Source organism: Pseudomonas batumici (assembly GCF_000820515.1).
Classification (GTDB): Bacteria; Pseudomonadota; Gammaproteobacteria; order Pseudomonadales; family Pseudomonadaceae; genus Aquipseudomonas; species Aquipseudomonas batumici.
Map to the genome: position 1 here is coordinate 21,229 of NZ_JXDG01000055.1, position 14,172 is coordinate 35,400.

The window sequence follows — 14,172 nt, forward strand, 5'->3', positions numbered from 1 at the left end:
AAGGCGCAGTTTAAACGCTGGCCGCGGTTTTGGTATCTATTTAGGCACGGCTGTCCCCGGGCGCTGGATAGCCTCGCAGCTTTACCCGCCACACGAGAAACCGCGCCATGCCGACGCCCACCGCGACCACGCCCACGCATTACCCCGACAATTTCGAACTGATCAAAAGCAAACTGCCGAACTGGCTGACCGACGCCCCCCAGTCCCTGCGCCAGAGCTATGGCGACAGCCTGTTGCTGACCCACACCCACAAGACCCGGGTCGCCGAGCACCTGCAAGGTTTGCAGGGCCTCGAGGCCTTTGCCGTGCCGATCCTTTCCAACGCCCTGAGAACCCGCTTCGGACACCAACTGGATCGGCAACACGACCGAATCACCTGCGTACGGCTGATCACCGCCGCCACCCTCTCGACACCGCGCAAGGTGTCCGTCGTCGACATGAGCCTGCTTGAGGCCGCCCTGAAGAACTTCGTCACGCCCCGGCATGAGAACCCGGTGTTTTACAACGAATCGCGTCTGTACCGAAGGCTCAACGACAGGCAGACCCTACCCATTCAAGCCTTCACGCCGCGGGCGTTCGTCGAGCTATGCCGAGAGCTGGATATCGGTGGTCAGTACGACCGCCATATGGAGGCGGTGCTGCTGCCGAAGAAGCCCTCGGGTGAGGCTGACAACAACTTTCGCGATCAGTATGAACTCAGTGAAAAACACGAACTGGTTACCCAGGCCCATATCGCCCTGATGAAAGGCCATATCAGCGCCTCGACCCACGACTTTCTGAACGCCGTCAGTCAAAAGGGGCCCTTGCCCCACTGGGATGGCAGGCCGGTGAGCTGCAGTGAATTGCAGATGTTCAACTTCAAGACGCCCCTCAGCAGCTCGACCGGTGTCACCCTCAAAGGCGCCTTGCTGATTGAGCACCAGGACACCCTGGCCGCGCGCAACCGCCCTTGTATCGTCTATCTGAGCGGTGATCCGGACCAGGCCCTCAAGCAATACGCCAGCTTCGACGCGTTCGAAGAGGAGTTGGGCCGCCGCCTGGGCAGCAGCGACTACCGGAGCTTCTTCAGCCGCTACATCAACCTGCGCACCCAAGCGGCTTTTTTCAGCGCCCTCGAACGCAGCCTTCGCACCTCGGGCACGGCGACCGATCTGCAACTCAAACGTTTCCCGCTGATCGGCCAGCCACTCCGTGAACTCCATACCCAGCACCTGGTCAAGCTGCTGGACGATGGCAACTTCAGCGCCGTGCCGGTGGCCACTATCGACCGCCAGGACCAGCGCGACCACCTGCAATCGCTGGCGAACATCGGCCTGAACCTGCTGAACGTCGCCGCCCTGTTCGTCCCCGGGCTGGGCGAGGCCATGCTGGCGGTGGCCGGCGCGCAGATGATCAGCGCCATCTACAACGGTATCGAAGACTGGCATCACGACGAGCGCGAACAAGCCCTCAAAGGCCTGATCGGCGTCACCCTGAACCTGGCGCTGATTGGCGGCATCAGCGTGGTCGCCCACCGATTCGCCGGGGCCGGACTGGTCAAGGAGTTGAAACAGGTGACCCTGCCCACGGGTGAAAGCACCCTGTGGAAACCGGACCTGACACCCTACGAACAATCACCGGCACGGCCCGAGAGCCTGCAACCGAACGCCAGCGGCCTGTATGAAATCAACGGCCGCCAATACCTCAAACAGGACGACAGGTTCTATGAAGCCGAACTGAACCCGCAGGGCAATCGCGGCCGGATCAAGCACCCGAACAGACCCGGCCAATACTCGCCCGGCTTCAGGCATAACGGTGCCGGTGCCTGGTTTCACGAACTGGAGAACCCCTTGCAGTGGCAAGGCCCGCAACTGATGCACCGCCTGGGTCTGGCCGGCGAAGCCTTTTCCGACATCGACGCCGCGCGGATCATGGCGGTCAGCGACACCGACGAAGCCCTGCTGCGCCGGGTGCATTTCGACAGTCAGCGGCCCCCCGCACTACTCAAGGATAGCCTGCTGCGCTTTCGCCTCGACCGCGATATCCAGCGTTTCATCGAGCAGATGGCCCGCGGCGAGGCCGCACCTGACGAAAGCATGCAGGAGCAGATTCTGCTGGACCTCTGGCAATCGCAACCCAGGGCGCTGCGGTTGGTGGACAACCAGGGGCGGGTGATCATGGAGACCGCCCGCACCGGCACAGCCCAGGGGCAACCGGTGGTCATCCCGCTCGACCCCTTGCACGACGGCGATCTGCTCAAGACCCTACTGAACTCGCCCGACCTGGAGGAAAGCGATATCCGCGCACTGCTGGGGGAAAGCCAGAGTTTCGCCACCCCGGCCGAAAAGCCGGAAACGCGGCTGCTGAACTTTCGCAAGCAAATCGCCCGACATGCGCACCTGCGCCGCAAAGCGCTGTTCGAATCGCAATACCGGTTTCGCACCCAGTCACGCGATCCCTCGGTGGGCGTGCTGCAAACAGCGTTTCCCGACCTGCCCGTGGTCGTGCTCGAAGAACTCGCCGAACACGCCAGCGGTGCACAACTGCAAGCCTTGCGCGAGTCCGCCGAAATCGCCCCGGGCATCACCGACGAAGCCGCGCTGTATCGCCAGCAGGTGCGCCTGGCCCGCGCCCGCGAGGGGCTGTACCTGAGCTCAAGCGGCAATGCCGACAGCGAAAAGCTCATGCTGCACAGTGTGCAACGCCTCCCCGGCTGGTCCACGCAAGTGCGTATCGAGGTGCACACGCAATCGTCAACCGGACCGTTGCTCGATAGCATCGGTAGCGCCGACGCGCCGATCTGCAAAGTGCTGATCAAGGAAAACGACCTGTATCAGACCCGCGATGCCCTGGACCAGGAGCTGCACGACTCCGATGATCTCTACGCTTCGCTGCTGCATGCCCTGCCCGACACCCAGCGCCGCGAACTGGGTTACCCCAGCCCCAAGCAGGGCGCACAACTCCGACAAGCCGTGCAGAACAGCCCCCTGCCCGGGCCCGACGCACTCCGCCAGATACTCGAAATGCCACCGCCCATCCCCAGCGAACACTCACCCATGGCCCTGGCCAAGAGGCGGCCCGGTTATCAGCTCAGCGGCCGTGGAGCGCCGCAGGCGGGCAGTCGCTGGGCCCTCGAGGATCGCGTAGCCCGGCTGTTTCCGAGCTTTTCCGATGAGCAGATCCGGCAATTTATCGGCAGCCTGGGCAGTATGCGGGTCTTCGATGAACTGCGGCGGCTGGAGCAGGAGTACGAACGACTGACGGAGGAGTTGGAGCTCTGGTCATTCATCACCTCCCCCACTCACCCGGTCAGCGGGGAACGCTTGAGCCTGATGCAGCGCCTCAACCAACAACGCACCCGCGCCCAGTTCGCCGAAGCCATCCGGCGTTGCTGGCGCCGTGAACCCGACCTGTTCTACTCCAACAATCCCGAGGAGCACGGCTACACCCTCAGCGTCAATGGCTTGCTGGGCGAATTGCCCGAACTGTCGGTCGACTTCAACCACGTCCGCTACCTGAACCTGGCAGCCGACACCCCGGCCCGGGAATTGGCCCGGTTCATGGAGCGCTTTCCCGACCTGCGCCGGCTCTCCATACGCGGCTTCCAACTCGACAGCCTGCCCGAATCGATCACACGAGGGCGCCTGACCGAATTGAGCCTGATCAACTGCAACCTGCGCCTGACAGCCCAGACGACCCGAGCACTCTCCGGCGTGCAGACCCTGGAGATTCTCGACCTGAGCCACAACCCTCTCGGCCTGCCCCCCGACCTGCGTCAACTGCAGGCACTGGAGATCATCGACCTGAGCCACACCGGGATCAACGCGATTCCCGATGGCCTGTTCGAACTGCCGCGATTGGAAGCCGCCCTGCTCAGCGACAATGCCATCAGCGACCTGCCGCAGACGCTCAATGAGGTTTCCGGTAACCTCGGCTCCGGCCTGGACCTGAACGGCAATCCACTGTCCGAGTCCAGCCTGCAACTCGCCCGGGACTATTACCGCAGAACCGGCCACTCACTCGGCGTTCAGTCCCAGGTCGAGCGAACACGCATCCAGGCGCTCTATCCGGGCCTGAATGGCGAACAGCTGGAGAGCTTCATTCGGGCCCAACCGCGAATCCTCGAGGAGTCCTTGAGCCAGTTGAGCCGACTGGAAGCCCAATACCGCCAGCTGCAAGCCGATCTACAGGCCTGGACCAGCGATATCCCCGCGCTTCACCCGCAAACGCAGGCACCGCTGAGCCCGGTCGAGTTGGCGCTGGAAAGTCTGAACCGAGATGACTTTGCCCAAGAGCTGCAACGGAGTTGGCAGCGCCAGAGCGAAGAAATGCTGCCAGACGGCACACAGTTGTATAGCTTCACCTTCACCCAGCGATTCACCGGCAGACTGCCCGCGCTCTCAGCGGATTTCAGCCATCTCGCCCGCCTGGAAATCCACGGTTACGGTGCCAGCTACGGACTCGACAGCTTCCTCCACAGCTTCCCCCATCTACGCGTGCTGTATGCCTCCAGCTTTATGGACCGGGACTTCCCCGCCGCGATTTTCGACATGCCGCACTTGAGAAACCTGGAACTGCCCTACGGCCGGATCCGACTGAGCGCAACCTCACACCGACAGCTCGCGGACATGACCGGTTTGCACATGCTGGACCTGTCCGGCAATCCGCTGCAATCGGGCACGCTGCGAGCCGAGGGCATACTGCTGACACCGAACGTCGCACGGATGACGGACCTGAGAGTGCTCGACCTGAGCGACAGCGGTATCCAACAGACACCCGAGGGGTTGTTCGGACTACGTGTGCTGGGGATTGCCGACTTGCGCGACAACCAGATCAGCGACATACCGGAAAGCCTGTTCGAGGTACCGACCTCGCAACCGGTGACCTATGACTTCAGGAACAACCCATTGACGGAGGCCAGCCTGCAAAGAGTCCGCAGCTACAGAGAGCTGAACGACGGCGTACAGCAGGTCAGAATCCTGATCGGTGACGATGTGAGCAGCGGCGACGAGAGCGAAAGCGACAATGGCGGCAGTGTCCCGCCAGTGGCATCACCCATAACGCCGCCCACGCCCCGCGAAGAATAAGCCTTAGCCGCGTTCCGAAGGCACCGACGACAACTCGAACGGGCTGCTGCTGCGCCGCTGGTTGCGATCTTCGCGCGGCGTGGCGCCGAAGAAATTGCGGTAGGCGCTGGAGAAATGCGGCCCCGAGGAGAAACCGCAGGACAGACCGATCTGGATGATCGACTTGCTGGTCTGCATCAGCATCTGCCGCGCCTTGTTCAGGCGCAGCTCCAGGTAATACTGGCTCGGCACGCGGTTGAGGTACTGCTTGAAGATGCGCTCCAACTGACGCCGCGACACACAGACATGCTGGGCGATCTCGTCGGTGGTCAGCGGCTCCTCGATATTGGCCTCCATCAGCAGCACGGCCTGGGTCAGCTTCGGATGGCTGGAGCCAAGTCGGTTCTGCAAGGGAATGCGCTGGCGCTCGCCGCCTTCGCGGATACGCTCGACCACCAACTCTTCGGACACCGCGCCAGCCAACTCGGCACCATGGTCACGGGCGAGTACCGCCAGCAACAGGTCCAGCACGGACATGCCGCCACAGGCGGTCAGGCGATCACGGTCCCAGTCGAACAGATGACTGGTGGCGATCACCTTGGGAAAACGTTCGGCGAAATCATCCTGCCAGCGCCAGTGCACCGCCGCACGGTAACCGTCGAGCAAACCCAGTTGGGCCAGCGGGTACACCCCGGCAGACAAACCGGCCACCACGCAACCGGCGCGAACCAGTTGCTTGAGGGCACTGCTCAAGGCCGGTGTCAGACCGGTGGGCGGCTCATCCGCCAGCAGGAAGAGCTTCTGGAAACCTTCCAGCTTGCCGATCCAGGGCTCGCCCGGCAGCTGCCAGGTGCCGGCGGCCGCGACCTCGGCGGGCGCCTCGGCCTGCAGGAAGGACAATTCGTAGACCACTTCCGGATGCACCCGCTGTGCGACACGCAAGGCCTCCTCGGCCAGCGCCAGCGTCAAGGCTTGGGTGCTGGGCCAAATCAGGAAACCGATTCGATGGGCAGTCATGGCAGGCAATCCGAAAACAGAACAGAGTGAAAAGCCGAGGGCAGCCCACTCAAGGTAGACCACGCCGCGCACGACGCGCAGCATGACCTATTTTGGGTGCACAACGGCAGCATAAAAAACGACGACTATTTCAAACTGCCCGAGAGGAATTGCTGCAGGCGCTCGGACTGTGGATTGACCAGCACTTCGCGCGGATTACCGCGCTCTTCCACCACGCCTTTATGCAAAAACACCAGTTGGTTGGAGACTTCACGGGCAAAGCCCATCTCGTGGGTCACCACCACCATGGTCCGGCCTTCCTGGGCCAGGGCCTGCATCACCTTCAACACGTCGCCCACCAGTTCGGGGTCCAGTGCCGAGGTCGGTTCGTCGAACAGCATCACTTCCGGCTCCATCGCCAGCGCCCGGGCAATCGCCACGCGCTGCTGCTCGCCACCGGACATATGACCCGGGTAGGCATCCTTGCGATGCGCCACGCCGACTTTCGCCAGGTAGTGCTCGGCCTTTTCCAGCGCCTCTTTCTTCGACACGCCGAGGACGTGCACCGGTGCCTCGATGATGTTTTCCAGCGCGGTCATGTGCGACCACAGGTTGAAATGCTGGAACACCATCGACAGCCGCGAGCGCATGCGCTGCAACTGTTTCGGGTCGGCGGCTTTCATCGCGCCGTCCTTGTTGGCCACCAGCTTCAGCTCTTCATTGTTGAGCAGGATACGCCCGGCATGGGGCTGTTCCAGCAGGTTGATGCAGCGCAGGAAAGTACTTTTGCCGGAGCCACTGGAGCCGATGATGCTGATCACATCGCCAGCGGCGGCTTCCAGGGACACGCCCTTGAGCACTTCGTGACTGCCATAGCGTTTATGCAGGTCTTGGACTTCAAGCTTGTACATGCGGTCGGTTCTCACAAAAACAGTCAGGTCAGTCGCTGAGCGAGCCGGTGTGGCGACGCGGCACGCGCCCCGCCACCTTGGCCAGCCCGATCGTGGGTTGGGCGTAACGCAGCCGTTCCATGGTCAGTGCTTCCTCGGCGCCAGATAGCTCAGCCAGCGGCCCTCGGCCTGCTTGAACAGGCGCACCAGGATGAAGGTCAGGCACAGGTAGAACACGCCCGCGGTGATGTAGGCCTCGAACGGCAGGTAATACTGGGCATTGACGGTACGGGCGGCACCGGTGATGTCGATCAGGGTCACGATGGACGCCAGACTGGTGGTCTGCAGCATCATGATCACTTCGTTGCTGTACTGCGGCAACGCCCGGCGCAGAGCCGACGGCAGCAGGATGCGGCGGTACATCTTGTAGCGCGACATGCCCATGGCCTTGGCCGCCTCGATTTCGCCATTGGGCGTGGCCTTGAGGCTGCCGGCGATGATTTCGGCGGTGTAGGCGCTGGTGTTGATGGCAAAGGCCAGGCAGGCACAGAAGGTCGCGCTCGACAGCCAGGGCCAGAGGAAACTCTCGCGCACCGCCTCGAACTGGGCCAGGCCGTAGTAGATCAGGAACAGCTGCACCAGCATCGGCGTGCCACGGATCACGTAGGTGTAGAGCCAGGCGGCCATGTTCACCGCCGGCTGCTTGGAGACCCGCATCAGCCCCAGCGGCAACGCCGCCAAAAGACCGAACAGCAGCGACAAGGCCAGCAGTTTCAGGGTGGTCAGCAAGCCGCCGAGGTACAGCGGCAAGGCTTCCCAGATGACGTTGTAGTCGAAGATCATAGATCAGCCGCCCTTACGCCTACCGAGTAGCGCTTCTCAAGGTGACGCAATGCCAGCAACGAGACACTGGTGATCACCAGGTACATCGCCGCCACTGCGAGGAAGAAGGTGAAAGGCTCGCGGGTGGCATCCGCCGCCTGCTTGGCCTTGAACATCATGTCTTGCAGACCGACCACGGAAATCAGCGCGGTGGCCTTGGTCAGGACCAGCCAGTTGTTGGTGAAGCCGGGAATCGCCAGGCGAACCATCTGCGGCACCAGCACCCGGAAAAACACCTGCAGGCTGCTCATGCCGTAGGCCATGCCGGCCTCGGCCTGCCCCTTGGGAATGGCCATGAAGGCCCCGCGAAAGGTTTCCGACAGGTAGGCACCGAAAATGAACCCCAGGGTGCCGATACCGGCGACCAGCGGGTTGAGATCGATGTAATCGTCATGACCGAGCAACGGCGCGACCCGGTTGAGCAGGTCCTGGCCACCGTAGAAGATCAGCAGGATCAGCACCAGGTCGGGAATCCCGCGGATGACCGTGGCATACAGGTCGCCCAACCGGGCCAGCCAGCGCACCGGCGACAGACGCAAGGCCACCCCGATCAGACCCAGAACAATGGCCAGGGCCATGGACGACAAGGCGAGCTGAAGCGTCAGCCAAACGCCATCGAGGATGACAGCCCCGTAGCCTTTCAACATGATTCAGGTCCTCGAAATTAGGGATGAAAAAATGGCGCAAACCTCAGAGCTCCTGCTGCTTGCGCCATTTCGGACTTGTCGCTGCGGCGTATTACTTGCCGTAGATATCGAAGTCGAAGTACTTGTCCTCGATCTGCTTGTACGTGCCATTGGCGCGAATCGCGACGATGGCGGCGTTGATCTTGTCCAGCTCGGCCTTGTCGCCTTTGCGCACGGCGATGCCGATACCGTCACCGAAGTATTTCTCGTCGGTGAATTGCGGACCGACGAACGCGAAACCCTTGCCGGAGTCGGTCTTCAGGAAACCGTCCTGCAGCAGGGTGGCGTCCGCCACGGTGCCGTCGAGGCGACCGGCGGCCACGTCCAGGTAGATCTCGTTCTGCGAACCGTAAGGCTTGATTTCGGCGCCCAGCGGCTTGAGGACTTCTTCAGCGAAGCGGTTGTGGATCGAACCGCGTTGAACGCCGATCTTCTTGCCCTTGAGTTCCGACAGGTTGTCACTGACAACGGTGCCTTCCTTCATCACCAGGCGAGCCGGGGTGTTGTAGTACTTGTTGGTGAAATCGACCGATTTCTTGCGATCGTCGGTGATCGACATGGACGACAGGATGGCGTCGATCTTGCGGACCTTGAGGGCCGGGATCAGGCCGTCGAACTCCTGCTCGACCCAGACGCACTTGACCTTCATCTCGGCGCACAGGGCGTTGCCGATGTCGTAGTCGAAGCCGACGATGCTGCCGTCCGGCGCCTTGGAAGCGAACGGAGGGTAAGCGGCTTCAATACCAATTTTCAGTGGCTTTTCATCGGCGAATGTCGGCAGCGACAGCACGGACAGCGCCAGGGCGCCAAGAAGCACGAGTTTCTTCATCTTAGAACTCCATCGGTCAAGGGCAAAACGGCAGAGTGAGCAACAGCCCAATATGCGGATGGGAAAGCAGTCTTCGCGCAAGGGTCGGCGACGAACACGTTCAGCGCGCGCCACGACAAGCGAGTGATCGGCATTCTAACGACAGGTCCGAAGCCGATATTTCCTCAATGCGACAACTAATTACAGAAGCGCCGAGAAAGCGTCTCAGACACATTGACAACCCTTGAGCTTTGTGCAAGGGCGAAAGAAGGGATAACCGATCTATCCTGCAAATAGCGGGCCTATTATTGGCAAAGCCTTCTATTCCGGCAAGCACGGCGTTCGATGAGATTTTCGCGGCCCCGGATTCGGGCTGAAAACGGGCACCGGCGTTTCCCTTTGCCCCGTGCCCGGGCGCCAGGTGACACAATTGGTTACCTGCTGAACAACCGGTAACAGACGGAGGAATTCACAGCAAAAACCGATATTTATCTCACTTCCTTCAGAGACATGGCCTTCAGCCTCTCTGTAGTAGAGTCGACCGGCTGCTCCTACCCCGCAAGGGGAACGCCGCGCGAGCGCACATCGAGCAGGAGTCGGATTTGCAGGCCCAAACGGCTCTAACGAAGGCTCAAATAGATCGGCATGACATGATCCAGAGTCAACGGTGCCAATTGCAATTGCGCGTAGCTGTGGCGGTCGACCCAAACCGCCTCTTCTATCTCAGCCGCGGCATTGACAGGGACATCTATCGAAATTTGAAACAACTCACAGCGCACCTCGAAACCCGGTTCGTTAGCCGCTGGAGCCCTGAACATGCCCAAAAAATGCGCTTGGGCAGTATCGATTTGTACGCCTATTTCTTCATCCAGCTCCCGAGCCAAGGCATTTACCGCCAATTCGCCGGGTTCGATCTTGCCCCCAGGCTGCATAAAAGCCGTAGTGTTGCGTTTGCGTACCAAGAGGGTCTTGCCGCAAGGGTCGATCAATAGGGCAGCAGCGATGTGGATTGATTGAGTCATTGGTAAGTCTTAGCTGATGAAAAAGAGATTGTTAACGTTTTCATGCGAGGTGTGCGGTCCCGGAATGAAAAGCCCCGCCCGGCGCTACCGCCGGACGGGGCTCGGTCAACCTGGAACGGCGGTTACGCGACGCTCATGGTCTTGTGGGTATCGATCAGATGCTGCACCACGCCCGGATCCGCCAGGGTGGAGATATCCCCCAGGCCGTCGTACTCCGCCGTGGCGATCTTGCGCAGGATACGCCGCATGATTTTCCCCGAACGGGTCTTCGGCAGACCCGGCGCCCACTGGATGACATCCGGCGAGGCAATCGGCCCGATCTCCTTGCGCACCCAGTTCTTCAACTCCAGGCGCAGTGCCTCGCTGGGCTCCTCGCCACTGTTGAGGGTGACATAGACATAGATGCCCTGCCCCTTGATATCGTGCGGCACTCCCACCACCGCCGCCTCGGCGACTTTCGGGTGGGCGACCATGGCGCTCTCGATCTCGGCGGTGCCCATGCGGTGGCCGGACACGTTGAGCACGTCATCCACACGCCCGGTGATCCAGTAGTAGCCATCCTCGTCGCGGCGCGCACCGTCACCGGTGAAGTACATGCCACGGAAGGTCTTGAAGTAGGTGTCGACGAAGCGATCATGATCGCCGTACAAGGTCCGCGCCTGGCCCGGCCACGAATCGAGGATCACCAGGTTGCCTTCGGCGGCGCCCTCGATGATGTTGCCCAGGTTGTCCACCAGCGCCGGCACCACGCCGAAGAACGGCCGCGTCGCCGAACCCGGCTTGAGCGCATGGGCGCCCGGCAGCGGGCTCATCATGTTGCCGCCGGTCTCGGTCTGCCACCAGGTATCGACGATCGGGCAGCGCGACTTGCCGACATTCCTGTAGTACCAGTCCCAGGCTTCCGGGTTGATCGGCTCGCCCACCGAACCCAGCAGGCGCAGGCTGCTGCCATCGGCGCCTTCGACGGCCGCCGTGCCCTGGGCCATCATGGCGCGGATCGCGGTCGGTGCGGTGTAGAGGATGTTGACCTTGTGCTTGTCGACGACCTTCGCCACCCGGGTGATGTCCGGATAGTTCGGCACGCCTTCGAACAGCACGGTGGTTGCGCCGTTGGCCAGCGGGCCGTAGACAATGTAGGTGTGGCCGGTGACCCAGCCGACGTCGGCGGTGCACCAGTAGACTTCACCCGGACGGTAGTCGAACACCCGCTCGTGAGTCAGCGCCGCATACAGCAGGTAACCGCCGGTGGTGTGCTGCACGCCCTTGGGCTTGCCGGTGGAGCCGGAGGTATAGAGGATGAACAGCGCTTCTTCGGCGCCCATCTCCTTCGGCGCACAGACACTGCCGGCCACCTTCATCAGGTCTTCGAACCAGATGTCACGATGCTGGTTCCACTTGATATCGCCGCCGGTGCGCTTGCACACGATGACTTTCTGGATGCTGTGGGTTTCCGGGTTGGTCAGGGCGTCGTCGACATTGGCCTTGAGCGGGATCTTCTTGCCGGCACGCAGGCCTTCGTCGGCGGTGATCACCACTTTGGAGCGGCAGTCAATGATGCGACCGGCCAGGGCTTCCGGCGAGAAACCACCGAACACCACCGAGTGGATCGCGCCGATGCGGGCGCAGGCCAGCATGGCGACCACGGCCTCGGGGATCATCGGCATATAGATGGTCACCACGTCGCCACGGTGCACGTCCTGGCCACGCAGGGCGTTGGCGAACTTGCAGACCTGCTCGTGCAGCTCGCGGTAAGTGATGTTGCGTGAATCGGCGGGATCGTCGCCTTCCCAGATGATCGCGACCTGGTCACCGCGCTCGGCCAGATGGCGGTCCAGGCAGTTGTAGGAAACGTTCAGGGTGCCGTCGGCAAACCACTTGATATCGACATGGTGATCGTCGAAGGAGGTCTGTTTCACCGTGGTGAAAGGCTTGATCCAGTCGAGGCGCTTGGCTTGTTCGCGCCAGAAGCCGTCTGGGTTGACGACCGACTGCTGGTACATCGCCTTGTAGGTCGCCTCGTCGGTCAGCGTAGTCGCCAGGACCTCAGGACGAACGGGGTACAGGGAAGCCGCACTCATCTTTCTTACCTCGGTGGGTAGTTGTTGTTTTATGGCCCTGTTTTAGCCGGGCCTGCGCCATGGAACCATTCGACGATGGTAGTAACAAGCCCCTGCACAACCTCGTATCAAGTGCCGCAGGGCTTAAAACACGGGGGCTGTAGCGATTTCCGGCGGACTGAAAATAGCTCGAAAACCGGGCTTCGGCGACGTTTTTTGACGATTGTTACAGGTTTTGTCAATAGTCTTTATCAAAACCCCCTCTATATGAATGTTTTGTAGACTCTTAACATCCACTCCGCCAACTAAGGCAGCGAATTAACTTAGCGACAGCCCCCACGAAGGCCGTTAATTCGAATTCAAATCAAGACCGCGTCACACGTAGCCTCACAAGGGCTACGTGACCCCTTACGACCCGAAAAAGGTGAATCGAGATGAAAGCTCTAGTCGTTCTGGCCCTCAGCAGCCTGTGTGCAACCGCCATGGCTGACGAGATTCCAACCGACGTTGCCAGCAAGACTGCTCCGGTGGAACAGTACACTTACAGTTCCCACCCGGATATTCAGAAAGTTATCTCCATGAGTGAAACTCCGGATGTTTGCGAAGTTGTCCCGGCACGCATGGTCTATGAAGATTCGCAAGGCGTCCGGCATACCATGGAATACCGCGTCATGGGTAACGGTTGCTCCCATGGTTGAAACCCCGGCCTGAGCCAGCATTGTAAAATCACCCGCCGCAAGAAGCGCTTCTTGCGGCAAAGGTGTTTCCCTCCGTTCCCCCCTCCGCCGTCACGACCTGCCCGCCCCCTGCTCGGATCTTTACCCTCACGACGGTAAAAACTGGCTGAAACACCCGGACAAAAACCTTATACTGTCAGACTCTATTCGCGCCTGAAAAAGCGTCGAATCGAGCTGAAAACCCTCGTCGATTCAGCCTCTTGCAGGCCCCAGGGGAAGGCCCGGCGCCCTCTCTCGGCGACGACACGGGGTCATCCCGTACCTATTCATGTTTTTGCGTGCACGAACCGCTGCTGCAAGCAACATATCCTTTAGATCCAAAGCGGCCACTGGTCGTGTGACCACCCAACCATCAATGTTTTTCACACGGGCATCTGGCCCTCACGCAGGAGACGACACGTCATGCTGAGCTGGGACGAATTCGACAAAGAAGAAGGCGAGGTGGCCGTCAAGGGCGCCAACGCCGGCCACGCCACCGAAGCCAACCTGGACCGCCTCGACAGTGCTGGTGGCGCCGCGGCCCTGGAAGCCCGTGCCGTGACCGCTTCCGACTCGGCCGCCATCGCCCGCGCCAAGGCCGCGCTCGACGCCCTCGACGTCGCCGAAGGCCTGGCCGAACTCGAAGGCGCCTCGGCCCGTGTCGCCGTCGATGAAAAGCGCATGATCAACTGCCGCGCCGACCTCAACCAGCTCGTGCCGTTCAAGTACGACTGGGCCTGGCAGAAGTACCTCGACGGCTGCGCGAACCACTGGATGCCGCAAGAAGTCAACATGACCGCCGACATCGCCCTCTGGAAAAACCCGGAAGGCCTGACCGACGACGAACGCCGCATCGTCATGCGCAACCTGGGCTTCTTCTCCACCGCCGACTCCCTGGTGGCGAACAACCTGGTGCTGGCCGTGTACCGCCTGATCACCAACCCCGAGTGCCGCCAGTACATCCTGCGCCAGGCCTTCGAAGAGGCGATCCACACCCACGCCTACCAGTACTGCATCGAATCGCTGGCCATGGATGAAGGCGAGATCTTCAACATGTACCACGAGATTCC

At 61.3% G+C, this 14,172-nt stretch carries 10 protein-coding genes; 3 read left to right on the forward strand and 7 right to left on the reverse strand.

Features of this window, described 5'->3' with window-relative positions; all coding sequences use genetic code 11:
• The first annotated feature begins 107 nt into the window (after positions 1 to 107).
• Positions 108 to 5,066: a dermonecrotic toxin domain-containing protein gene (locus UCMB321_RS20200; protein ID WP_040070197.1), complete on the forward strand. Its 4,959-nt coding sequence runs from the start codon at positions 108 to 110 to the stop codon at positions 5,064 to 5,066.
• 3 nt (positions 5,067 to 5,069) lie between these two features.
• Here the strand turns inward: UCMB321_RS20200 and argR are convergent, their stop codons facing one another.
• The 7 genes from argR to acs form a co-directional block, all read right to left on the reverse strand.
• On the reverse strand, positions 5,070 to 6,062 hold the full coding sequence (argR, locus tag UCMB321_RS20205; protein WP_040070198.1) for a transcriptional regulator ArgR: 993 nt from the start codon (positions 6,060 to 6,062) through the stop codon (positions 5,070 to 5,072).
• 125 nt (positions 6,063 to 6,187) lie between these two features.
• Positions 6,188 to 6,952 carry an ABC transporter ATP-binding protein gene (locus UCMB321_RS20210; RefSeq protein ID WP_040070199.1) on the reverse strand — a complete coding sequence of 255 codons (765 nt, stop codon included), beginning with the start codon at positions 6,950 to 6,952 and terminating at the stop codon, positions 6,188 to 6,190.
• A gap of 123 nt (positions 6,953 to 7,075) precedes the next feature.
• Positions 7,076 to 7,774, reverse strand: a complete 699-nt coding sequence (locus tag UCMB321_RS20215; protein WP_040070200.1) for an ABC transporter permease — start codon at positions 7,772 to 7,774, stop codon at positions 7,076 to 7,078.
• The gene (locus tag UCMB321_RS20220; protein ID WP_040070201.1) at positions 7,771 to 8,460 is read right to left on the reverse strand and encodes an ABC transporter permease; all 690 of its coding nucleotides are present in this window, start codon (positions 8,458 to 8,460) and stop codon (positions 7,771 to 7,773) included. Before UCMB321_RS20220 ends, UCMB321_RS20215 begins: the two co-directional genes overlap by 4 nt.
• A gap of 91 nt (positions 8,461 to 8,551) precedes the next feature.
• Entirely contained in the window at positions 8,552 to 9,328 is a 777-nt protein-coding gene (locus UCMB321_RS20225) for an ABC transporter substrate-binding protein (RefSeq protein WP_040070202.1), read from the reverse strand.
• A 599-nt stretch (positions 9,329 to 9,927) separates the two neighbouring features.
• Positions 9,928 to 10,329 carry an NUDIX hydrolase gene (locus UCMB321_RS30275; protein WP_084615117.1) on the reverse strand — a complete coding sequence of 134 codons (402 nt, stop codon included), beginning with the start codon at positions 10,327 to 10,329 and terminating at the stop codon, positions 9,928 to 9,930.
• Between the two features lie 122 nt (positions 10,330 to 10,451).
• Complete coding sequence (gene acs / locus UCMB321_RS20235) at positions 10,452 to 12,407, reverse strand: acetate--CoA ligase (protein WP_040070204.1); 1,956 nt, start codon at positions 12,405 to 12,407, stop codon at positions 10,452 to 10,454.
• Positions 12,408 to 12,820: 413 nt separating this feature from the next.
• Between acs and UCMB321_RS20240 the strand changes: the two genes are divergently transcribed.
• Positions 12,821 to 13,084 carry a DUF2790 domain-containing protein gene (locus UCMB321_RS20240; RefSeq protein ID WP_040070205.1) on the forward strand — a complete coding sequence of 88 codons (264 nt, stop codon included), beginning with the start codon at positions 12,821 to 12,823 and terminating at the stop codon, positions 13,082 to 13,084.
• A gap of 441 nt (positions 13,085 to 13,525) precedes the next feature.
• Positions 13,526 to 14,172: ribonucleotide-diphosphate reductase subunit beta (locus UCMB321_RS20245; protein ID WP_040070206.1), on the forward strand; the 647-nt coding region annotated here is incomplete at its 3' end.